This is a genomic window from Microbacterium sp. NPDC006705 (assembly GCF_044903545.1).
Lineage (GTDB): Bacteria > Actinomycetota > Actinomycetes > Actinomycetales > Microbacteriaceae > Microbacterium > Microbacterium plantarum.
Map to the genome: position 1 here is coordinate 297,661 of NZ_JBJDQQ010000001.1, position 20,668 is coordinate 318,328.

The 20,668-nt window shown below is 69.6% G+C and carries 22 protein-coding genes; 7 read left to right on the forward strand and 15 right to left on the reverse strand.

Annotation, left to right across the window (positions count from 1 at the left end; translation table 11 throughout):
- Positions 1 to 22 precede the first annotated feature (22 nt).
- Entirely contained in the window at positions 23 to 1,867 is a 1,845-nt protein-coding gene (locus ACI2K6_RS01325; protein ID WP_404568564.1) for a DEAD/DEAH box helicase, read from the reverse strand.
- A gap of 78 nt (positions 1,868 to 1,945) precedes the next feature.
- Between ACI2K6_RS01325 and ACI2K6_RS01330 the strand changes: the two genes are divergently transcribed.
- Positions 1,946 to 2,791 carry an SGNH/GDSL hydrolase family protein gene (locus tag ACI2K6_RS01330; RefSeq protein ID WP_404567808.1) on the forward strand — a complete coding sequence of 282 codons (846 nt, stop codon included), beginning with the start codon at positions 1,946 to 1,948 and terminating at the stop codon, positions 2,789 to 2,791.
- On the opposite strand, the gene ACI2K6_RS01335 is transcribed toward ACI2K6_RS01330, so the two are convergent.
- Entirely contained in the window at positions 2,792 to 3,583 is a 792-nt protein-coding gene (locus tag ACI2K6_RS01335) for a TrmH family RNA methyltransferase (protein WP_404567809.1), read from the reverse strand. It lies immediately after the preceding gene.
- Between the two features lie 55 nt (positions 3,584 to 3,638).
- On the opposite strand from ACI2K6_RS01335, the gene ACI2K6_RS01340 reads away from it, so the two are divergent.
- The 3 genes from ACI2K6_RS01340 to ACI2K6_RS01350 all read left to right on the forward strand — a co-directional run bounded on the left by ACI2K6_RS01340 (position 3,639) and on the right by ACI2K6_RS01350 (position 5,675).
- Positions 3,639 to 4,487: a Sir2 family NAD-dependent protein deacetylase gene (locus ACI2K6_RS01340; RefSeq protein ID WP_404567810.1), complete on the forward strand. Its 849-nt coding sequence runs from the start codon at positions 3,639 to 3,641 to the stop codon at positions 4,485 to 4,487.
- A 37-nt stretch (positions 4,488 to 4,524) separates the two neighbouring features.
- Positions 4,525 to 5,127, forward strand: a complete 603-nt coding sequence (locus tag ACI2K6_RS01345; RefSeq protein WP_114589498.1) for a histidine phosphatase family protein — start codon at positions 4,525 to 4,527, stop codon at positions 5,125 to 5,127.
- 77 nt (positions 5,128 to 5,204) lie between these two features.
- The gene (locus ACI2K6_RS01350) at positions 5,205 to 5,675 is read left to right on the forward strand and encodes an Lrp/AsnC family transcriptional regulator (protein ID WP_274177888.1); all 471 of its coding nucleotides are present in this window, start codon (positions 5,205 to 5,207) and stop codon (positions 5,673 to 5,675) included.
- Here ACI2K6_RS01350 and ACI2K6_RS01355 read toward each other — a convergent pair.
- Positions 5,641 to 6,648, reverse strand: a complete 1,008-nt coding sequence (locus ACI2K6_RS01355; protein WP_274177887.1) for a DMT family transporter — start codon at positions 6,646 to 6,648, stop codon at positions 5,641 to 5,643. The two genes, ACI2K6_RS01350 and ACI2K6_RS01355, sit on opposite strands and share 35 nt — an antisense overlap.
- Positions 6,649 to 6,722: 74 nt before the next feature.
- Between ACI2K6_RS01355 and ACI2K6_RS01360 the strand changes: the two genes are divergently transcribed.
- Positions 6,723 to 7,283, forward strand: coding sequence for a CGNR zinc finger domain-containing protein (locus ACI2K6_RS01360; protein ID WP_274177886.1), 561 nt, complete (start codon positions 6,723 to 6,725; stop codon positions 7,281 to 7,283).
- On the opposite strand, the gene ACI2K6_RS01365 is transcribed toward ACI2K6_RS01360, so the two are convergent.
- Positions 7,243 to 8,142 carry an alpha/beta fold hydrolase gene (locus tag ACI2K6_RS01365; protein WP_404567813.1) on the reverse strand — a complete coding sequence of 300 codons (900 nt, stop codon included), beginning with the start codon at positions 8,140 to 8,142 and terminating at the stop codon, positions 7,243 to 7,245. The genes ACI2K6_RS01360 and ACI2K6_RS01365 overlap by 41 nt on opposite strands.
- Positions 8,143 to 8,253: 111 nt before the next feature.
- Here ACI2K6_RS01365 and ACI2K6_RS01370 point away from each other — a divergent pair, with 111 nt between their 5' ends.
- Positions 8,254 to 8,955 (forward strand): exonuclease domain-containing protein, encoded by a 702-nt coding sequence (locus tag ACI2K6_RS01370; protein WP_404568565.1) that lies wholly within the window; start codon positions 8,254 to 8,256, stop codon positions 8,953 to 8,955.
- Positions 8,956 to 9,055: 100 nt separating this feature from the next.
- Here the strand turns inward: ACI2K6_RS01370 and leuA are convergent, their stop codons facing one another.
- Positions 9,056 to 10,816 carry a 2-isopropylmalate synthase gene (leuA, locus tag ACI2K6_RS01375; RefSeq protein WP_269266218.1) on the reverse strand — a complete coding sequence of 587 codons (1,761 nt, stop codon included), beginning with the start codon at positions 10,814 to 10,816 and terminating at the stop codon, positions 9,056 to 9,058.
- Positions 10,817 to 11,022: 206 nt separating this feature from the next.
- Here leuA and ACI2K6_RS01380 point away from each other — a divergent pair, with 206 nt between their 5' ends.
- Positions 11,023 to 11,625, forward strand: a complete 603-nt coding sequence (locus ACI2K6_RS01380) for a hypothetical protein (protein WP_404567815.1) — start codon at positions 11,023 to 11,025, stop codon at positions 11,623 to 11,625.
- On the opposite strand, the gene era is transcribed toward ACI2K6_RS01380, so the two are convergent.
- The 10 genes from era to ACI2K6_RS01430 form a co-directional block, all read right to left on the reverse strand.
- Complete coding sequence (gene era, locus ACI2K6_RS01385) at positions 11,622 to 12,521, reverse strand: GTPase Era (RefSeq protein ID WP_404567816.1); 900 nt, start codon at positions 12,519 to 12,521, stop codon at positions 11,622 to 11,624. The two genes, ACI2K6_RS01380 and era, sit on opposite strands and share 4 nt — an antisense overlap.
- Positions 12,518 to 13,846 carry a hemolysin family protein gene (locus ACI2K6_RS01390; RefSeq protein WP_274177883.1) on the reverse strand — a complete coding sequence of 443 codons (1,329 nt, stop codon included), beginning with the start codon at positions 13,844 to 13,846 and terminating at the stop codon, positions 12,518 to 12,520. The genes era and ACI2K6_RS01390 overlap by 4 nt, the downstream gene beginning before the upstream one ends.
- Positions 13,843 to 14,307 carry an rRNA maturation RNase YbeY gene (gene ybeY, locus ACI2K6_RS01395; RefSeq protein WP_404567818.1) on the reverse strand — a complete coding sequence of 155 codons (465 nt, stop codon included), beginning with the start codon at positions 14,305 to 14,307 and terminating at the stop codon, positions 13,843 to 13,845. The genes ACI2K6_RS01390 and ybeY overlap by 4 nt, the downstream gene beginning before the upstream one ends.
- Positions 14,304 to 15,341 carry a PhoH family protein gene (locus ACI2K6_RS01400; protein ID WP_112615153.1) on the reverse strand — a complete coding sequence of 346 codons (1,038 nt, stop codon included), beginning with the start codon at positions 15,339 to 15,341 and terminating at the stop codon, positions 14,304 to 14,306. The genes ybeY and ACI2K6_RS01400 overlap by 4 nt, the downstream gene beginning before the upstream one ends.
- A gap of 46 nt (positions 15,342 to 15,387) precedes the next feature.
- Positions 15,388 to 15,735 carry an HIT domain-containing protein gene (locus ACI2K6_RS01405; protein WP_274177882.1) on the reverse strand — a complete coding sequence of 116 codons (348 nt, stop codon included), beginning with the start codon at positions 15,733 to 15,735 and terminating at the stop codon, positions 15,388 to 15,390.
- 43 nt (positions 15,736 to 15,778) lie between these two features.
- Positions 15,779 to 16,507: a 16S rRNA (uracil(1498)-N(3))-methyltransferase gene (locus ACI2K6_RS01410; RefSeq protein ID WP_282500970.1), complete on the reverse strand. Its 729-nt coding sequence runs from the start codon at positions 16,505 to 16,507 to the stop codon at positions 15,779 to 15,781.
- Positions 16,508 to 16,511: 4 nt separating this feature from the next.
- Positions 16,512 to 17,633, reverse strand: a complete 1,122-nt coding sequence (dnaJ, locus tag ACI2K6_RS01415) for a molecular chaperone DnaJ (RefSeq protein ID WP_112614750.1) — start codon at positions 17,631 to 17,633, stop codon at positions 16,512 to 16,514.
- 39 nt (positions 17,634 to 17,672) lie between these two features.
- Positions 17,673 to 18,710 (reverse strand): heat-inducible transcriptional repressor HrcA, encoded by a 1,038-nt coding sequence (gene hrcA, locus ACI2K6_RS01420; RefSeq protein WP_112614748.1) that lies wholly within the window; start codon positions 18,708 to 18,710, stop codon positions 17,673 to 17,675.
- Between the two features lie 79 nt (positions 18,711 to 18,789).
- Positions 18,790 to 20,007, reverse strand: a complete 1,218-nt coding sequence (hemW, locus tag ACI2K6_RS01425) for a radical SAM family heme chaperone HemW (protein WP_323987682.1) — start codon at positions 20,005 to 20,007, stop codon at positions 18,790 to 18,792.
- The gene (locus ACI2K6_RS01430) at positions 20,007 to 20,666 is read right to left on the reverse strand and encodes a DUF1990 family protein (RefSeq protein WP_112614744.1); all 660 of its coding nucleotides are present in this window, start codon (positions 20,664 to 20,666) and stop codon (positions 20,007 to 20,009) included. The genes hemW and ACI2K6_RS01430 overlap by 1 nt, the downstream gene beginning before the upstream one ends.
- Between the last annotated feature and the right edge of the window lie 2 nt (positions 20,667 to 20,668).

Below are 20,668 nucleotides of genomic sequence, written 5' to 3' on the forward strand. Positions count from 1 at the left end.
CGGGCGTGGCGCGCCGACGACGTCACGATCTCACGCGTGATCGCAGGACCGCGATGCGCGCCTGGAGCTGGGCCACGGTCGCATGCGACACAGCCGGTCCGCCGCACACGCGACGAAGCTCGGCGTGGATCTGGCCGTGCGGCTCACCGCTCTGGCGGGCGTACAGGCCGACGAGGCTGTTCAGGAGCTGTCGCTGCTCCTTCAGCGACCGGTGCAACGGCTCGGGCAGTGTCGACTCGGCGCTGGGAGCATCCCCGCCGGATGCGGCACCCGCTGCGCTCTCGCGTGCCTCGCGGCTGTGCCGGTGCTTGGTCTGCCGCGACTGGCGCTGCATGAGCAGCTCGTGCACGTGCTCGGGCTCGAGAAGTCCGGGGATGCCCAGGAACTCCTCCTCCTCGGGCGTGCCGGGCACCGCGAGCTGGCCGAACTCGGCGCCGTCGAAGAGGACGCGGTCGAAGTGGGCGACGGAGCCGAGCGCCTGGTAGCTGAACTCCTGGGTGAGCTCGTCGGAGGCCTTGTCCTCGCTCTCCGCCTCGGCGAGGAGGGTGTCTTCGAGGCCGTCGTCGTCGCCTGCCTCTCGGTCGAGCGCGTGGTCGCGCTGACGCTCCATCTCAGCGGCGAGGTTGAGCAGGACGGGCACGTTTGGGAGGAAGACGCTCGCCGTCTCGCCGCGACGACGAGCCCGGACGAAACGCCCGATCGCCTGCGCGAAGAACAGCGGGGTCGAGGAGGACGTGGCGTAGACGCCCACCGCGAGCCGCGGAACGTCGACGCCCTCGGACACCATGCGCACCGCGACCATCCACCGGGTGGTCGACTGCGCGAAGATCTCGATGTTGCCCGACGCGGACTTGTCGTCCGACAGCACGACGGTCGGCGCCTCGCCGGTGATCTGATGCAGGATCTCCGCATACGCCCGCGCCGCCGTCTGGTCCGTCGCGATGACGAGGCCGCCGGCGTCGGGCACGTCCTGGCGCACCTCGCTCAGGCGACGGTCTGCAGACCTCAGCACGGCGGGGATCCAGTCGCCCTCGGGGTTCAGCGCGGTGCGCCACGCCTGCGAGGTGATGTCCTTCGTGTTGTCCTGGCCGAGGTGGGCCTCGAATTCGTCGCCGGTCTTCGTCCGCCACTTCATGTGGCCGGCGTAGACGAGGAACAGCACAGGGCGCACGACACCGTCGGCGAGGGCGCGTCCGTAGCCGTAGTTGAAGTCCGTCTTGGAGAGGCGGATGCCCTTCTCGTTCGGGTGATACTCCACGAACGGAATCGGAGCGGTGTCGCTTCGGAACGGTGTTCCCGAGAGAAGCAGACGTCGCGTCGCCCTGCCGTAGGCCTCGCGCAGCGCATCGCCCCAGCTCAGCGCGTCGCCGCCGTGATGGACCTCGTCGAGGATGACCAGCGTGCGGGCATCCATCGTCAGCCGCTGGTGGACGGATGCCTTCACCGCGACCTGCGCGTAGGTCACCGCGACGCCGTGGTACTGCCGCGACGGCATCCCGTGGCGGTTGCTGAAACGCGGATCGAGACGGATGCCGACTCGGCCCGCGGCATCCGCCCACTGCGTCTTGAGGTGCTCGGTGGGGGCGACCACGATGATGCGATCGACAACGTCACGGCGCAGCAGCTCCGACGCCAGGCGGAGAGCGAACGTCGTCTTACCGGCGCCGGGGGTCGCAGCGGCGAGGAAGTCGCGCGGTCCGCGTCCGACACCCTCCGGGCCGTCGGCGCCGAAGTACTGGTCCAGCGCCTCTGCCTGCCACGCACGCAGGCGCTGAGCGGTACCCCACGGCGCACGCTGCGGGAACGAGGGTGACAGGTGTTCTGCGGCGAAGCTTCCGAAATGCTCCTGGGGGTCCTCTGTCACGATGGACCACCTTAAACGACCCCACCCACACGATCGCCCGGCACGAGATAGCGTGGCAGGTACGGAGCTTCGAGGAGGGTCATGAGAAACAACGAGCCATCCGAGGACACGCGGCGCACACCCTATGTGCCGAACGAGACCGCTCACCCGTGGCGTCGCATGGTCGCGATCGGCGACTCGTTCACCGAGGGAATCGGCGACCCCGAGCCCGGCAGCCCCGGCGGGCACCGCGGCTGGGCCGACCGCGTGGCCGAGGTGCTCAGCTCACAGGTGCCCGACTTCGCGTACGCGAATCTCGCCGTCCGGGGCAAGCTCATCGGCCAGATCGTGGCGGATCAGATCGAGCCCGCACTCGCGCTCAAGCCCGACCTGGTCACCTTCTCGGCGGGCGGCAACGACGTCATCCGACCGGGGTCCGACCCCGACGCCGTTGCGCAGCAGTTCGAAGATGCCGTCGTACGCCTGTCGTCGACGGGCGCGACGCTCGTGCTCTTCACCGGCATCGACACCAACTTCACCCCGGTCTTCCGCGGCATCCGCGGCCGGGTGGCGATCTACAACGAGAACATCCGGGCGATCGCCGACCGTTACGACGCGATCGTCGCCGATCAGTGGGCGCTGAAAGAGGTGCAGGACATGCGCTTCTTCGACGACGACCGGCTGCACTACAACTCGCTTGGCCACCACGAGGTTGCGCGCATGGTGCTGCGGGCGCTCAACGTGCCCAACGACCTGCAACCGATGCAGCCCGACACGACACCGGTGCTGACCTGGCGGGCGGCCCGCGCGAACGACCTCGTCTGGGCTCGCGAGTACCTCATGCCGTGGGTGCTGCGCCGGCTCCGGCATCAGTCCTCGGGCGACCACATCACCGCCAAGCGGCCCGAGCCGCTGCCCGTCCTGCGGCGCGCCGACGACCCCGACTGATCAGCGCAGGGCCCAGAGCGACACCGCGGCGGCCGCGGCGACGTTGAGGGAGTCCACTCCGCCGGCCATCGGGATGGTGACGACGGTGTCGGCGACCGCGAGGGCGCGCCGGCTGAGCCCGTCGCCCTCGGTCCCCATGAGCAGTGCCACCCGATCGGGCCGCGCTGCGGCGAACTCATCGAGCGGGACGCCGCCGTCCGCGAGGGCGAGGGCGGCGAGGTGGAGACCGGCCTCGTGGAGCAGCGGCGCCGCCTCCGGCCAGGCCGGCAGACGCGTCCACGGCACCTGGAAGACCGTGCCCATGCTGACGCGGACGCTGCGGCGGTAGAGGGGGTCGGCGCAGCGCTCGCTCACGAGCACCGCATCGGCCCCCAGACCGGCGGCAGCTCGGAAGGCGGCGCCGACGTTCGTGTGGTCGACAATGTCCTCGAGCACCAGCACGAGCCGGGCGTCCGCGACGATCTCACTGACCGGTGCCGTGACGGGCCGGTGCATGGCGGCGAGGGCTCCGCGGTGCACGGCGTAACCGGTCACCTGCTCGGCGACCTCGTCCGAGACGACGAAGACCGTCGCGTCGCCTGCGAGGTCGGCCACATCCGGAAGCCATTTCTCCTGCACGAGGAACGAGCGCGCGCGGTGCCCTGCTGCGTGAGCGCGAGAGATGACCTTCGCCGACTCGGCGATGTAGAGGCCGCCTGCGGGCTCGAGCACCCGGCGCAGCGCGACATCGGTCAGGTCGCGGTAGTCCGAGAGGCGGGGGTCGGTGGCGTCGTCGATGCGGATCACGGGCACTGTCTCAGCCTGTCACGTCGCCCGGGCGATGCGCTGACGCTCGTAGAGTGGGACTGTGACGAACCCCGACCTCGAGACGCCCGCGGGCGACGAGATCGACAACGCCCTGCAGGTACTCGCGGGCCGTCGCATCGCGGTGCTCACTGGAGCCGGCGTGTCGACCGACTCGGGCATCCCGGACTACCGCGGCGCCGGAGCGCCGGTGCGCACGCCCATGACGGCGCAGCAGTTCCTCGCGAGCGCTGACGCGCGTCGGCGGTACTGGGTCGGCAGCCATCTCGGCTGGCAGGCTTTCGCGGCGGCGCGACCGAACGACGGGCATGCGGCGCTGGCGGATCTCGAGCGCTCCGGCGTCGTCACGGGCGTCATCACGCAGAACGTCGACGGTCTGCATCTGCGGGCCGGAAGCAGCCGGGTGGTCGAGCTGCACGGAACGATGCGACGCGTGTTCTGCCTGCACTGCGGTCAGGTCTTCGACCGGCGCGATCTCGCCGAGCGCGTGGAACGGGACAATCCGTGGATCACGGTCCCCGAGAACGTCGAGCTGGGCCCCGACGGCGACGTCCTGCCCGCGACGAGCGACGGCTTCATCGTGCCCACGTGCACGGTCTGCGGTGGCATGCTGAAACCGGATGTCGTCTTCTTCGGCGAGTTCGTGCCGCGTGAGAAGTTCGCGGAGGCCGAGCAGCTGGTGCGCACGAGCGGCGCGCTCATCGTCGCCGGGTCGTCGCTGGTGGTCAACTCGGGCGTCCGGCTCGTCGAGCGCGCACGCCGCCGCAAGCTCCCGGTGGTCATCATCAACCGAGGCGCGACGCGCTCCGACCCGAAGGCAACCGTCAAGATCGATGACGGCACGAGTCATGTCCTGCGTGTGTTGGCCGACGCGCTGCCGTCCCGGCGGTGAGGTCGAGGTCGGACGACCGTCAGCGTAGGGTCGAGAGGTGACCATCCTGACCCTCGTGCGCCATGGTGAGACCGACTGGAATCGTGAACGGCGGATCCAGGGCTCCACCGACATCCCCCTCAACGACACCGGACGTGAGCAGGCTCGCGCTGTCGCCGCCGCCCTGCGGGAGTCGCTCGACGGGGATGCGGTCGTTGCCTCCAGCGACCTCTCGCGCGCAGCCGAGACGGCTCGGATCATCGCAGACGGGCTGGGGGCCGCTGCGCCGCGCACCTATCCGGAGCTGCGGGAGCGCGGCTACGGGGATGCCGAGGGCGTCGGGGTCGAGGAGTTCCACGCTCGCTGGGGCGAATGGGCCGTGGCCGACGTGCCGAACGCGGAGCCGTGGCCGGTGGTCCGCGAGCGGGCGCTGCGCGGGCTCGAGCGGGCCGTCCGCGATGCGCGTGCCACCACGGCACCGATCGCGGTGCCGCTGATCGTCGTCGCGCACGGCGCCCTCATCCGTGAGGTCATCCGGCATGCGACCGCAGAGGAGTTCCCGTTGCAGGGAGTCCGCCTCGCCAACGGATCGGCCCACACCTTCGTCATGGAGCGCGAGCGTCTGCGCCTCATCGACTCCCCCGCGCTCGCGACGATCTGACCCTGCCGCCGCCCCGTCGCTCGCCGCGAGAGGCGATGCTCCGAGGTGGGGCTCCGAGCGGTGTATCGTCCAGCATCATGACCATGCACGACCGCGTCGACCTCGCGTTGCTCGAAGCTCTCGCCGATGACCCCCGCGCGACGGTGGTCGCGCTCGCCGAGCGCCTGCGCATGTCACGCAACACGGTCCAGGGGAGGATGGCACGGCTGGAGCAGTCGGGTGTCTTCCTCTCGTACGAGCGGTCGATCTCGATGCGTGCTCTCGGCTTCCCGATCGAGGCGCTCATCAGCGTCGTGCTCCGTCAGCCCGACCTGCCCCGTATCGCGCAGGAGCTCGCAACCATCCCCGAGGTGCTGCAGGCTCAGGGGCTGAGCGGTCAGGTCGACCTGATGGTCCGCGTGGTCGCGCGCGACACGCAGCACCTTTTCGCCGTTGACGCGCGCATCCTCGCCATCGATGGGGTCGAACGCACGGAGACCTCGCTCATCATGGACGACGTGATCCCGCACCGGGTCAAGCCGCTGCTCGCTGAGGGGCGCGCGGGCTGACGGCTGCCGGTGCGCGTTCGGCGTCGAGCCGCACGAGGACCACACCGACGAGGATGAGCGCCCCGCCGACGAACTGGACCGGCGCGGGCGCCTCGGCCAGGAGCAGCCACGCGAAGCCGAGTGCGAACAGAACCTCCGAGAGACCGATGAACGATGCCAGACGCGACCCCGTGCGCGGAACCGCGGAGACTCCCAGGGCGTAGGCGGTCCCGGTCGCGGCGCCCACCCAGAGCAGGACGACGATGGGCGGCAGCTGCATCCCGACGACGTCTGCGAGCACGGTGCTCGTCGCGAAGGGCAGGAAGCCCGTGAGAAGGAGGGTGCCGATGATCGCGCTCGCGATGACCATGCCTCCGGCGGCCAGGACGAGGGGCGGCAGCGTGTCGCCGGTGCGCTCGGCCATGACGAAGTACACGCACGTGCAGAGGGCGGCACCGAGGGCGAGGAGAGTGCCCCAGAAGTCGAAACGGGCTCCGGCGATGTCGACGACCAGCACCAGACCCGCCATGGCGACGACGGAACCGGCGATCACCGTCGGTGACGGTCGGCGGCGGGTGGTGAGCCATACCCAGATCACCAGGAGGACGGGCGCCAGATACTGGATGAGGAGGGCGACGGCGACCGGCATCCGCTGCATCGCTGAGAAGTAGAACAACTGGCAACCGACGACGGGCATCGCACCGAAAGCGATCAACGCGAGTCCGTGCCGGCGCAGGAAGTGCCGTTCCCGAGCGATCGCGCGAATCAGGAACGGCGACAGCACGAGGGCTGCGACGCCGATCCGGATGAACAGCGCGGCGCCGAGCGACCAGCCGTTCTCGAGGAGCGGCTTCACGAGCGGACCACTCGACGAGAACGCCAGCGCGGAGGCGATGGCCATGGCCATGCCCGCGGTTCGCCTGCCCGGGACGCCAGTGGGCGGTGTCTCCGGTGCGCCTGCGATGATGGGCAGGGGCGCGGTCGGGTTCGTCATCGGCAGCCTCGGTGGTCAGGGGTGAAAGTTATCTACACTCGTGACAGTAACGCTCGCGATCGTCAGGAGTCAACGTGGTCTTCATCCATGACACGGAATTGTCGCTGCGCGCGACGGCTGCGCTGGTCAACACGCTCCCGCTCACGAGCGCGGACGCCGCCGACACGCTCGTCGACGGGGACGACCTGGATGCCTTTCTCACCGAGTTCGCCTTCACCGGCGCGATCGTGCGCGACGAGGCGGAGCTGCAGGCGATGCGCGGCATCCGGCCGCGCCTCCATGAGCTCTGGGAGCTCGACCGGGACTCCGCCGTGCCCCACGTGAACGCGATGCTGCGCGACGGTCGCGCGCAGCCTCAGCTGGTGATCCACGACGGATACGACTGGCATATCCACGCGACTCCCGACGACGCGCCCCTGGCGACGCGCGTGCTCGTGGAGGCCGGTATGGCGTTCGTCGACGTCATCCGCGCCGACGCGTACGACCGCGTGCGGATCTGCGCCGCCGACGACTGCGCGGCGGTCTACGTCGATTTCTCCAAGAACGGTTCGAAGCGCTACTGCGACACCGGCAACTGCGGCAACCGCATGAACGTCAACGCGTACCGTCGTCGGAAAGCGCGAGAAACCGCCTGATCGCGGCGGCGGCCTCGCGGGGCTTCTCGTAATGGATGAGGTGCCCCACGCCGTCGATCTCAACCAGCTCGGCCACGGGGAACAGCTCGCGCAGCCGGCGTTCGGCCTCGATCGGGGTGATGTCGTCCTGAACGGCGGCGACGAGCAGGGTCGGCTGAGAGATGCGCGGAGCGAACGCGCGGACGTCGTTCGAGACGGACGTCACGAACGCGTCGCGGAGCACGTCGCGATCGGCGAAGCTCGAGAAGTACGTGTCGTGCTGCTCATGGACGAACCGGCGCAGGGTCCGATCTCGCGTCTTGACCATCGCGAGGCTCATCACCCGGACGATGAGGCGATTGCGCAGCAACGCTTCGCCCACTCGCCGCGGGAGGCGCGCCCCGACGTGGTAATACCAGACAGCGAGGCGCGTGAAGACCCCACGGGGTCCCTCGAGGGCGGGCGCGCCGATGGGGTTGATGAGGATCATTCGGGGGGCAGGAAGCCCGCCCGCCACCGCAGCGGCGGAGACGATGGAGCCGAACGAGTGGCCGACCACCACTGCCCCGGGAGCGACGGCGGCCGCGAAGGCGGTGAGCCAGTCGGCGTATGTCTGCAGGTCGTGTTCGCGGCCCGGTATCGCTGGGGTCTCGCCGAAACCCGGCAGGTCGGGCATGATGACGCGCACGTCGCCGAGGTGCGCGACGACGGGCTCGAGACCGTGATGCTCTCCCCGGAACCCGTGGACCGCCAGGAGCGTCAGAGGTGCCTCGTCGCGCCCGTAGACCCAGTACGCGGTCGTTCCGCCGAGGACCTCGGTCTCGAGGCGGCGCACCGGGATGCGCGCGAGCAGGGAGTCGTACGGAGAGACGGTCGGCACCCGTCGAGTCTACGGAGGCGGCGCGTCGGATCCGGCGTGTCCGACCCGAGCCGTAGCCTCGATTGCGTGGAGCCGGATCGCCCTCTCGTCGTCGCCACGCCCGAACTCGACCTGTGGCCCTGCTCGGCACCCGAATGGTGCCAGGTGGTCGGGGTCTTCGATCTGGAGACAACGGGCGTCGACGTCACCGTGGATCGCATCGTGACGGCGCACGTCGGCGTCCTCGACGCCGACGGAACACCGGTGCGGGCCGACAGCTGGCTGGCCGACCCGGGAATCGATATCCCCGATGGCGCGGCGGCGATCCACGGCATCACGACCGAGCATGCCCGTCGGCACGGACGGCCCGCGGCCGACGTGGTCGCGGAAGTCGTCGCCGCCCTGCGGGGCCTGTTCGACGCCGGCATCCCGGTCGTGGCGTACAACGCGCCGTTCGATTTCTCGATGCTCAAGTACGAAGCGCTCCGGCACAGGATCGATGCGATCCACTCGCCCTCCCCCGTCATCGATCCGCTCGTCATCGACAAACGGTACGACCGCTACCGCCGCGGGAAGCGCACGCTGTCGGTCGTCGCCGAGCACTACGCCGTCACGCTCACCGGGGCGCACGAGGCATCCGCAGATGCGATCGCAGCGGGGCGCGTCGCGCAGATTCTCGCCGAGCGGTTTGCCGATGGGCTGCCGTCGACCGCCGCCGAGCTTCACACCCGCCAGGTCGGCTGGGCGCGGGCCCAGGCGGAGAGTCTCACCGAATACTTCGTGAGCATCGGACGGATCGACGCCGACGTCGACGGGTCGTGGCCCATCCGCTGATCGGTCGGCGTCCGGAGGCCCGCCGGGCGGAAGGCTGACGACGGAGCGGGGGCGGCCCCGACCGACCAGCGAGGCCGCCCTCGCGGCGGTGCGACGATCCTCAGACCGCGGTCAGCTCCGACGAGCGCTCGCGGGTGCGGATCGCGCGGTTGACGCACGATACGACGGCTTTGAGGCTCGCCGTCGAGATGTCGCCGTCGATGCCGACACCCCAGAGTCGCTGGTCATCGACCTGCAGCTCGACGTAGGCCGCCGCCTGAGCGTCGCCACCCGAGCTCAGCGTGTGCTCGACGTAGTCGTAGAGCGAGATGTCGAAGCCGCGGTCGCGCAGCACCGCGAGGAACGCCGCGATCGGGCCGTTGCCGACACCGGACACATCGTCGTGCTCGTCACCGTCGCGCAGTGTGACGTCGAGCCGGACATCACCCGACATGTCGCTCTGCGTGCGGGTGCCGAGCAGCTCGAACCGGCCCCACTTGTCGTCGTCGGCCGGTGCGGGCAGGTACTCGTCGGTGAAGATCGACCAGATCTGCTCGCTCGTGACCTCGCCGCCCTCGGCATCCGTCTTCTCCTGCACGACTCCCGAGAACTCGATCTGCAGCTTGCGCGGCAGATCCAGGGCGTGGTCGGTCTTCAGCAGGTAGGCGACGCCGCCCTTGCCCGACTGCGAGTTGACCCGGATCACGGCTTCGTACGAACGACCGAGGTCCTTAGGGTCGACGGGCAGGTAGGGCACCGCCCACTCGATCTCGTCGATCGAGACGCCGTCGGCAGCCGCACGTGCGGACATCGCCTCGAAGCCCTTCTTGATGGCGTCCTGGTGCGAGCCGCTGAACGCGGTGAACACGAGGTCTCCGGCCCACGGGCTCCGCTCGGGCACGGGCAGCTGGTTGCAGTACTCGACCGTGCGCTTGATGCCGTCGACGTCGCTGAAGTCGATCTGCGGGTCGATGCCCTGCGTGAACAGGTTGATGCCGAGCGCGACGAGGTCGACGTTGCCGGTGCGCTCCCCGTTTCCGAACAGGCAGCCCTCGATGCGGTCGGCGCCGGCCATGTAGCCGAGCTCCGCGGCAGCGATCGCGGTGCCACGGTCGTTGTGGGGATGCAGCGACAGCACGACGTTCTCGCGATGCGCGAGGTGACGGCTCATCCACTCGATCGAGTCGGCGTACACGTTCGGCGTGGCCATCTCGACGGTTGCCGGCAGGTTGATGATGACCTTGCGGTCGGGCGTCGGCTCGAAGATCTCGATGACCTGGTTGCAGACGTCGACGGCGAACTCGAGCTCGGTGCCGGTGTAGCTTTCGGGCGAGTACTCGTAGTAGACGGCCGTCTCGGGGATGGTCTGCTCGTACTGGCGGCACAGGCGCGCGCCCTCGAGTGCGATGTCGATGATGCCCTGGCGGTCGGTGCGGAAGACCACCTCACGCTGCAGGATGCTCGTCGAGTTGTACAGGTGGACGATCGCCTGCTTCGCGCCAGCGATCGCTTCGTACGTGCGCTTGATGAGGTGCTCGCGAGCCTGCGTCAGCACCTGGATCGTCACGTCGTCGGGGATCAAGCCGTCCTCGATCAGCTGGCGCACGAAGTCGAAGTCGGTCTGGCTCGCGCTCGGGAACCCGACCTCGATCTCCTTGTACCCCATCTTCACGAGCAGCTCGAACATCACGCGCTTGCGCTCGGGACTCATCGGATCGATGAGCGCCTGGTTGCCGTCCCGCAGATCGACAGCGCACCAGCGGGGCGCCGTCTCGATGCGCTTCGCCGGCCAGGTGCGGTCGGGCAGATCGACACGGATCTGCTCGTGGAACGGCCGATACTTGTGGATCGGCATGCCCGAAGGCTTCTGGTTGTTCTCCATGGTCGTCTCGCTCTTCCTCATCGGGTGTGACGGGCCAACGCGAAGCTCCGCGACGAGAGAGGCCCTAGAACGAGGACTCGTCGCGGCGACTAAGGAGAAGCAGTCGGCCGAAGCGCATGCGCCCAGGCTACACCCCGCTCACCGCCGAGGCGCACACGGGCGTGCCTCACCTGAGACGAAGGCGTCGTGCGCGACACTGTGGGGATATGAGAACTGCGCGCGCGGGCTCGTCCGCCCTCCTGATGTGTGCGATCGCCCTGACGGCGGGCTGCGCCTCGACGCCCGCGGCCGGCCCGACTTCCCTCGACCCGGCGCCCCCGAGCGGCGATGTCGTGGCGCAGGGGACGGTCCTCGACGACGGCTCCGGTGCCGAGCTCTGTCTCGGCGCTGTTGCGGAGTCGGCGCCGCCCCAGTGCGACGGCATCCCGTTGAAGGAGTGGGACTGGTCCTCGCTTTCCGATGCGTCCACGATGTCGGGCTCGACGTGGGGTACCTATGCCGTCCAGGGACGGTACGACGGCTCTGCCCTGACGGTCACCGCGCCCGCCGTCCCGCTGGCGCTTTACGACCCGATGCCGATTCCCGACCCGACGGGCGGCGTGCCCGGCACAGCGGACGACGCGACGCTGCGAGACGTCGAACAACGGGTGCATGACACCCTCGGCGACACCGTGCTCGCCTCCGGTGCGTACGACGGCCGCCTCTGGGTCACGGTCGTCTGGGACGACGGGACGCTTCAGGATGCCGCCGACGCCGAGTTCGGCGCGGATGTCGTCGTCGTCCAGTCGGCGATGCGCGAGGTCGGCTAGAACCCGAGGCGTCCCAGCTGCTTGGGGTCGCGCTGCCATTCCTTCGCGACCCGGACCCGCAGCGAGAGGAACACCCGGGTCCCGACAAGCGGCTCGATCTGAGCGCGGGCACGAGCACCGACATCGGCGAGCCGTGAGCCTTTGCGGCCGATGATGATGGCCTTCTGGCTGTCGCGTTCGACGACGATGTTGGCGTACACGTCCGTGAGATCGGAGTCCTCGCGCGGCGCGACGTCCTCCACCGTGACGGCGATCGAGTGGGGCAGTTCGTCGCGCACGCCCTCGAGGGCCGCTTCTCGGATGATCTCGGCGATCCGGTCCTCGGTCGACTCGTCCGTCACCACGTCGTCCGGGTACAGCGCCGGCCCTTCGGGTATCAGCGCGAGCAGCTCGTCGGCCAGCACGTCGAGCTGGTCCTCGGTGACGGCGGACAACGGGATCACAGCCGCCCAATCCTCGCGAAGGCTGTCGACCTCCATGAGGCGCTCCATGATCTCGTCGCGGGTCGCCAGGTCGGTCTTGGTCACGATGGCGACCTTCTTCGCGCGGGTGTAGCCGTCGAGCGACGCGGCGATGCGGCGGTCACCGGGCCCGACCTTGTCCACGGCGGGCACGAGGAAGCCAATGACGTCGACGTCACCCAGCACCTGTTCGACGAGGTCGTTCAGGCGCTGGCCGAGCAGGGTGCGCGGCTTATGGATGCCGGGCGTGTCGACGATGACCAGCTGTCCGCCGGGCCGATTCAGGATGCCGCGGATCGCGCGCCGCGTCGTCTGCGGCTTGTCGCTCGTGATCGCGACCTTCTCCCCCACCAGGGCGTTCGTCAGCGTGGATTTCCCGACGTTGGGACGTCCGACGAAGGTCACGAACCCCGATCGGCTCTCTGCTGCGGTCATCTGCTGTCTTCTCCTCTTCGTGCCACGCGGACCTCTCCGGTCCGCGGGTGCGTCGTGTCGTCCGTCTCGTCGGTGGGGGCGCGTTCGACGAAGACGGTCGCGAGTCCCCGCCCGCGGCCACGAGAGACGCCGCCGGTGATCGTGATCCCGTCGACGGTCACGGTCGCCCCCGGCATCGGGACCCGGCCGAGCGTCTTGCCGAGCAGCCCGCCGATGGAGTCGACGTCGTCATCGTCCAGCTCGATGCCGAACAGCTCGCCGACCTCATCGAGGCCGAGCCGGGCACTCACGCGGTAACGGCCGGGTTCGAGCTCGACGACCTCCGCCGCGCCGCGGTCGTACTCGTCGGCGATCTCACCGACGAGCTCCTCGATGAGGTCCTCGAGGGTGATCAGGCCGGCGACCCCGCCGTACTCGTCGACGACGAGGCACACGTGGACGGCATCCCGTTTCATCTGCTGCAGCAGCGATTCGGCGCGCATCGACTCCGGGACGAACACGGCCGGGCGCGCCACGCGGCCCACGGGTACGTCTCGCCACCCCTTCGCCTCGCCGTACGAGAACTGCACGAGGTCCTTGAGGTATACGACGCCGACGATGTCGTCGCGCTCGTCGTCCGTGACCGGCACCCGCGACACACCGCGCTCGAGGAACAGCGCGAGCGCTTCGTGCGTCGTGGCCGTCTGCGGCACCGTGACCATGTCGGTCCGGGGCACCATCACCGCACGGACGAGCGTGTCGGTGAAATCGAAGACCGAATGGATGAGGTCGCGATCGTCGGCTTCGATGAGGTCCTGCGAAACCGCCTCGTCGACCATGCTCAGGAGTTGCTCTTCGGAGGCGAAGGAGGTGCCGCGCGAGACGCCCGGCGTGACGCGATTGCCCACGATCACCAGGAGGTGGGCGAGAGGTCCCAGCACGATGCGGGCACCGCGCACGATCGGAGCACACGCGATGAGCAGGCCACGGGCGTGCTGGCGCCCGACCGATCGCGGGCTCGCGCCGACCAGAACGAAGGACACCGCCGTCATGAGCAGGGCGGCGACGAGGATCGCCCACCACAGATTCTCGAGCGCGAGGGTCAGCGCCGCCGTGACGAACACCGCAGCCGTCGACTCCGCGAGGATGCGGATGAAGACGACGGCGTTCGCGTGGGCCGTCGTGTCATCGGCGATGCGGCGGAGCGCCTGCTGGCGCCGACTGGACTCCGCCCAGTCGGCGAGGTCAGCGCGCGATGTGACACCGAGAGCGGCATCGAGAGCGGCCATCAGACCCCCGAGCGCGACGAGGAACACCGCGCCGAGGACGAGGAGGAAGACGGTCACGCGCGGCGGCGCTCGCTTGCGTGGAAAGCCGAGATCAACTCGCGCTGGAGGCCGAACATCTCGCGCTCCTCCTCCGGCTCGGCGTGATCGAACCCGAGCAGGTGCAGCAGCCCGTGCGTCGTGAGGAGGATGAGCTCGTCGAGCGTCGTGTGGCGCGCGGCCTGCGTCTGTGCCTCGGCCACCTGCGGGCACAGCACGATATCGCCGAGAAGTCCCGGCGGGGTCGGGGCGTCCTCGGTGCCCGGGCGGAGCTCGTCCATCGGGAAGCTGAGCACGTCGGTGGGGCCGGGCTCGTCCATCCACTGCACGTGGAGAGACTCCATGGCGCCCTCGTCGACGAGGAGGATGGCGAGGTCGGCGTCCGGGCTCACGTTCAGCTGCGCGAGGTTGTGCTCGGTCAGGCGCAACAGCACGGTCTCGTCGACGGACACGCCGGATTCGTTGGTGATCTCGATGGTCATGAACGTCCTCGTTTCGGGAGTCGGTCGCGCGGACCGACGGGCCGTGTCGCGGTGCGCCGCTCGGCCCGGTTGGCGAACTCGCTGGCCTCGTCGCGCTCACGACGCGCGGCCAGCCGCTGCTCGTCGTACTCGCTGTACGCGTCGACGATCCGGCCGACGAGAGTGTGCCGCACGACGTCCTCGCTGGTGAGGGTGGCGAAATGAATGTCGTCGATGCTCTTCAGAACGCGTGTCACGGTGCGCAGGCCGGACGTCCCCTGGGGAAGGTCGACCTGTGTGATGTCGCCGGTGACGACCATGCGCGTACCGAATCCGAGACGCGTGAGGAACATCTTCATCTGCTCGGGCGTGGTGTTCTGCGCCTCGTCGAGCACGACGAACGAATCGTTCAGGGTGCGTCCGCGCATGTACGCCAGCGGCGCGACCTCGATCGTGCCGGTGGCCATGAGCTTGGGGACGAGCTCGGGGTCGAGCATCTCGTTGAGAGCGTCGTACAGCGGCCGGAGGTACGGGTCGATCTTGTCGGTGAGGGTGCCGGGCAGGAAGCCGAGGCGCTCTCCCGCTTCCACGGCGGGGCGCGTCAGGATGATGCGATTGACTTCCTTGCGCTGCAAGGCCTGCACCGCCTTCGCCATCGCGAGGTAGGTCTTGCCGGTTCCCGCGGGGCCGATGCCGAAGACGATCGTGTTCTCGTCGATCGCGTCGACGTAGGCCTTCTGCCCCAGCGTCTTCGGCCGGATCACCTTGCCGCGCGAGGAGAGGATCGCCTCCCCCAGCACCTCGGACGGGCGCGGGCCTTCATCGCCCTTTCGCCGCTGCAGGATGCGACTGGACGTCGACACGTCGCTCGGATCGAGGCCTTGCCCGGCCCGTGCCATGGCGATCAGCTCGTCGACGAGCGACTTCGCGGCGGCGACGTCATCGTTCGAGCCCGTCAGGGTGATTTCGTTGCCGCGGACGAGGACGTCGACGTCGGGGTGCTCCCGCTCGACGACGCGCAGGAGGCGGTCTTGGGGCCCGAGCAGCTGGACCATGGCGACGCCGTCGGCGAGGATCGTCGCGACGGCGGGTTCGGAAGCATCAGCCACCGAGGCTCCCTTCGGAGAGGCCACCGGCGAGGACGTGCGCGTGAACGTGGAACACGGTCTGTCCTGCGCCGGGGCCGGTGTTGAAGATCAAACGGAAGTCGCCGTCCGAATGCTCGGCAGCGACGGAGTTCGCGAGCCCGACGAGCTCGCTGAGGAGAGCGGGGTCGCCCGCGGCGAGCTCAACCACGGTGCGGTAGCGCTCGGTCTTGGGGATCACGAGGACATGCACCGGAGCCTGCGGAGCGATGTCGCGGATCGCGAACGCATTCTCGGTCTCCGCGATGATCTCGGAGGGGATCTCGCCGCGGAGGATGCGCGTGAAGACAGACGGTTCGCTCATACGTTCAGTCTATCGACGGGGTGCGGTGGCGGGACGGGCGGCGTTACCAGCGACCGAGGGCGACGTTGACAACGCCGAGCGCAGCGGGGCCGGCCGTCGACGTCCGCAGGACCGTGTCCCCCAGACGCACGGCGACCGCGCCGGCCGCGACGAGCGCGTCCAGCTCCTCGGCTGCGATCCCGCCCTCGGGACCGACCACGAGCGACACGTCGCCCTCGCCCAGTTCGACCTCGCTCAGTCGCCGCGTCGCCGTCGGCTCGAGCACCAGCACTCGCTCGGAGCCGCATCGCGCCGCGAGCTCCGTCGTCGACACGGGCGCGTCGACGGCGGGCAGCCACGCGCGATGCGCCTGCTTCGCCGCTTCGCGCGCGATGGTCGCCCACCGCTGCACACCGCGCTCGACCTTCGGTCCGCTCCACCGCGAGACGCTTCGCGCAGCCTGCCAGGGCACGATCGCATCGACGCCGAGCTCGGTGCAGGCCTGCACCGCGAGCTCGTCGCGATCGCCCTTCGCGAGCGCTTGGATCAGCGTCACGCGCCGTGCGGGCGCGGAATGCTCGACTCGCGAGAGCGCCTCGATGCGGACGAGCTTCGGATCGGCTGCGGTGACGGTGCCCTCGAGCCACGCCCCCGCGCCGTCGCCCACCGTCACCGTCTCACCGACACGCACGCGACGGACGCCGGCCGCGTGATGAGCCTCGGCGCCGGTGAGGTCGACGAACTCGCCCGGCCGAGTGATGAGCGGCGGGTCGACGAGGAAGTGCAGGGCCATGCGCTCAGCTGTTCCGGAACCGATCGCGGAGCTTGGCGAAAAGGCCCTGGTGGAACTCCGCGAGCTGTGGTGCGGGCGACTTCGTGCGCTTCTTCAGCTCCTCGATGAGGGCCCGCTCCTTGGCATCCAGACGCGTCGGGGTGACGACGTGAACGCCGACACGCAGGTCGCCGCGCGTCGAGCCGCGAAGCGGCGTGATGCCGCGACCCTTGACGGTGAGGACGTCGCCGGACTGGACGCCGGGGCGCAGCTCGAGCTCGACCGGACCGTCGAGCGACTCGATCGTGGTGCTGGTGCCGAGGACGGCGTCGGGCATCGACACCTCGAGCGTGGCGAGCAGATCGTCGCCCTCGCGGCTGAACACGTCGTGCGGAGCGACCGTGACCTCGAGGTACAGATCGCCGTTGGGGCCGCCGGCGGGACCGACCTCGCCGGATCCGGGGAGCTGCAGGCGCAACCCGGTCTCGACACCTGCGGGGATGTCGAGCGAGACGGTGCGGCGAGCCCGGACGCGTCCCTGCCCCTGGCAGGTCGTGCACGGGTACGGGATCGTCGTGCCGTAACCCTGGCAGACGTTGCAGGGCTGCGACGTCACGACGTTGCCCAGCAGGCTGCGGACGGTGCGCTGCACGTTGCCCGCGCCGTGGCAGACGTCGCAGGTGACCGGCTGCGTTCCCGGCTGGCAGCACGAGCCCTGGCAGGTGTCGCAGAGCACCGCGGTGTCGACCTCGATGTCGCGATGCACGCCGAAGACGACGTCGCCGAGCTCGAGGGTGACCCGGACGAGCGCATCCTGTCCGCGTTCGCGCCGGGAGCGCGGACGCCCGGCGCGACCGCCGCCTCCGGCGCCGCCGCCGAAGAAGGTCTCGAAGATGTCGCTGAATCCGCCGAAGCCCGCGGCGCCGCCGAAGCCGCCGGCGGAGTCACCGCCCATGTCGTAGCGCTGACGCTGCTCCGGATCGCTGAGGACGTCGTAAGCATGCGTGACGAGCTTGAATCGCTCGGACGCATCCTCTCCCGGGTTGACGTCGGGGTGCAGTTCTCGTGCCAGGCGTCGGTACGCCTTCTTGATCTCGTCGGGCGACGCGTCGCGCGCAACGCCCAGGACCTCGTAGTGGTCAGCCACGGATCGCCTTTCCGCCCGTTCGGGCGTGGGTGGGGTGGGTCAGCGGGACTTCTCGTCTTCGTCGAGAAGCCGGCTGAGGTAGTGCGCGACGGCGCGGACCGTCGCGAGGTTCGTCGGGTAGTCCATGCGCGTCGGTCCCATGAGGCCGACGCGTGCATGCGAGCCCGGGACGTCGTAGTCGCTCGTGACGACCGAAGCTTCGGAGAGCCCGTACGCCTCGTTCTCGCGGCCGATTCGCGCTGCGACGCCGCGGTCGTCGGCGACCATCTCGCCCATGAGCCGAAGCAGCGTCACCTGCTCCTCGATGGCTTCGAGCAGCGGATAGATACTGCCGCGGAAATCCGCCTCTCGCCGCGCGAGCGTGGCGGTGCCGGCCATGACTAGGCGGTCCTGCCGGAACGTCTCGAGCTCTTCGACCAGGATGCGGGCGATCTCGCGCACCGCATCGCCGATCGGGTCGCCGACCGACTCGCTCTCCGCGAGCGCCGACACCGCGGTGACGGCGTCTCGCACGGCGACGCCGGTGACAGCGGCGCGCAGCGTCGCCTTGGCTACGGCGAATTGCGCTTCGTCGAGGAGGGTGCGTACCACGCCCACCCGCTGGGAGACACGGCCGGTGTCGGTGACGACGATGACGACGAGTCGTCCGCCGCCGAGGTCGACCAATTCGAGGTGCGAGACCTGCGCGCGCGCGAAGGAGGGGTACTGCACCATTGCGACCTGGCCCGTCAGCTGGGTGAGCGCACGAACCGTCCGCACGAGCAGGTCGTCGAGGTCGGTAGGGCCGTCGAGGAAGGTCGTGATGGCCGAGCGCTGGGCGGCGCTCAGGGGGCGAAGGCCTGCCAGATGGTCGACGAAGACGCGGTAGCCCTTATCGGTCGGCACGCGTCCGGATGACGTGTGGGGCGCGGCGATGAGCTCCTCGTCCTCGAGGAGCGCCATGTCGTTGCGGATCGTGGCAGCCGAGACGCCGAAGGCGTGGCGCTCGACGATCGACTTGCTTCCCACGGGCTCGCGGGTGTCGACATAGTCCTGCACGATCGCCCGCAGCACCTGCAGTCCGCGCTCTGAGACCATGTCCGTCACCTCCTGTTTGGCACTCGATGTCTGCGAGTGCCAATTCTACCGCGTGGGCGAGGCGGGTCGCCGCCCGGGATCACTCGGTGAGCGCCCGTACGACCGCATCGGCCATGAGGCGTCCGCGGCGAGTCAGGACGACCCGACCGCGGACGGCGTCGGCGCCTTCGATGAGCCCGTCGGCGATGAGCGATGCGACGGCACGGCGCGAGTCGTTCGCGAGCTCATCGACGGCGAGCCCATCCACGATGCGTGATCGCAGCAGGACGGACTCGAGCCGTCGGGCCTCGGCATCCGGGCGCTCGCGGCCTGCGGCGGGAGACTCGCCCGCGGAGAGCCGCTGAGCATATGCCGCCGGGTGTTTCACGTTCCACCAGCGGAGGCCCGCGATGTGACTGTGCGCGCCCGGCCCGTAACCCCACCAGTCGGTTCCGCGCCAGTAGGCGAGATTGTGGCGCGAGCGCTGGTCGGTCGACCGGGCCCAGTTCGAGACCTCGTACCAGGAGAAGCCGGCGGCGGCGAGACGGTCATCGGCCAGTTCGTACATGTCGGCCTGGAGATCGTCGTCGGGCGCGGCCACCTCACCGCGGCGGATCTGACGCTCGAGACGGGTGCCCTCCTCGATGATCAGCGCATAGGCGGACACATGGTCGGGTTCGAGCGCCACCGCGGTGTCGACCGAGCGCCGCCAGTCGTCGAGGCTCTCCCCCGGCGCTCCGTAGATCAGGTCGACCGAGACGTCGAGTCCAGCCCCGCGCGCGGCAGCCACGGCGGTGGCGACGTTGGCGGGATCGTGCGTTCGGTCGAGCGCTGCGAGCACGTGCGGAACCGCGGACTGCATGCCGATCGACAGGCGCGTCACGCCCGCCGCCGCCAGCTCGTCGGCGACCCGAGGGTTCATCGTGTCGGGGTTCGCCTCGACGGTGACCTCCGCGCCGGCGGCGATGCCGAACGTGTCCCGCACTCCGCTCAGCATCCGAGCGAGGTCCCCGGCCGGAAGCAACGTGGGAGTGCCGCCGCCGAAGAACACCGTCTGCGCCGGACGCCGGGGGCCGCGCTCGTCCATCACATCGGCCGAGAGGGCGATCTCGCGCAGCACCTCGTCGGCGTAGGCATCTTGCCGCGCGCCACGCAGCTCTGTGGCGGTGTAGGTGTTGAAGTCGCAGTAGCCGCACCGCACCCGGCAGAACGGAACGTGCAGGTACACCCCGAACGGGACGTCGGGGTCGATGACGAGGTCGTCCGGCAGCGTCCCGCCGACCGGCACCGGATCACCGATCGGCAGTGCCGCGCCCATCAGGCCTCAGGCGTCGCGTACAGCGGCGAGATCGCGCGGAGGTAGCCCTGGAACAGCATCCGGCGGCGGCGGCGGACGAGACTCTTGAGCATGCGGTAAGCCAATGCCGTCGGCCGATCGAACGCCCGCACGACGAACCAGACCTCATCGTTATCGCGCCATTCGAGGAGGAAGGACTCCTCGCCGCTCACGACGGAACCGCCGACGGTCCCGAGAGCGAACGCGACCCGGCGGGGCTCCTCGTCGACGAAGATCACGCGGAGCTCCGCATCCGCATTCAGCCCCGACACACGCCCGTGCACCTGAAGCGTGGTGCCGGCTCCGACGTAGGGGGTGCCGTCCGCCGCGAAGCGCTGCTCGTGTTCCATGCTGCTGGGCGCGACGGCGTTTCCCTGGTCGTCGAACGCGACGCCGGTGTACATCGGTCCCGATGCGGGCCGAACATCCGCGACGCGCAAACCCGCCCCACGGAGCGCTGCCCACGACATGAGGAGGTCGGCGGCGGTGTCGAAGCGAGCCTGCCCGCTGCCGATCCGCCATGCGTCCTCCGCGGGGATGCTGTGTTCGGGCGGATACGCCATGAGGTCGTGCGCGCGTGTCGCGCCGACCGCCGCGTAGTCGACGGTCTCGTCCCGGAAGGTCCCGCGTCGCTGATGCATGG

What these genes read in the sequence shown, in the direction of transcription:
- ACI2K6_RS01405 (WP_274177882.1), bottom strand. Translation starts at nt 15,735, where the DNA reads ATGAGCGAACCGTCTGTCTTCACGCGCATCCTCCGCGGCGAGATCCCC.
- ACI2K6_RS01355 (WP_274177887.1), bottom strand. Translation starts at nt 6,648, where the DNA reads ATGACGAACCCGACCGCGCCCCTGCCCATCATCGCAGGCGCACCGGAG.
- ybeY (WP_404567818.1), bottom strand. Translation starts at nt 14,307, where the DNA reads ATGACCATCGAGATCACCAACGAATCCGGCGTGTCCGTCGACGAGACC.
- ACI2K6_RS01350 (WP_274177888.1), top strand. Translation starts at nt 5,205, where the DNA reads ATGACCATGCACGACCGCGTCGACCTCGCGTTGCTCGAAGCTCTCGCC.
- leuA (WP_269266218.1), bottom strand. Translation starts at nt 10,816, where the DNA reads ATGGAGAACAACCAGAAGCCTTCGGGCATGCCGATCCACAAGTATCGG.
- hrcA (WP_112614748.1), bottom strand. Translation starts at nt 18,710, where the DNA reads ATGGTCTCAGAGCGCGGACTGCAGGTGCTGCGGGCGATCGTGCAGGAC.
- ACI2K6_RS01410 (WP_282500970.1), bottom strand. Translation starts at nt 16,507, where the DNA reads ATGGCCCTGCACTTCCTCGTCGACCCGCCGCTCATCACTCGGCCGGGC.
- ACI2K6_RS01430 (WP_112614744.1), bottom strand. Translation starts at nt 20,666, where the DNA reads ATGCATCAGCGACGCGGGACCTTCCGGGACGAGACCGTCGACTACGCG.
- era (WP_404567816.1), bottom strand. Translation starts at nt 12,521, where the DNA reads ATGACCGCAGCAGAGAGCCGATCGGGGTTCGTGACCTTCGTCGGACGT.
- ACI2K6_RS01330 (WP_404567808.1), top strand. Translation starts at nt 1,946, where the DNA reads ATGAGAAACAACGAGCCATCCGAGGACACGCGGCGCACACCCTATGTG.
- hemW (WP_323987682.1), bottom strand. Translation starts at nt 20,007, where the DNA reads ATGGGCGCGGCACTGCCGATCGGTGATCCGGTGCCGGTCGGCGGGACG.
- ACI2K6_RS01400 (WP_112615153.1), bottom strand. Translation starts at nt 15,341, where the DNA reads ATGGTCCAGCTGCTCGGGCCCCAAGACCGCCTCCTGCGCGTCGTCGAG.
- ACI2K6_RS01380 (WP_404567815.1), top strand. Translation starts at nt 11,023, where the DNA reads ATGAGAACTGCGCGCGCGGGCTCGTCCGCCCTCCTGATGTGTGCGATC.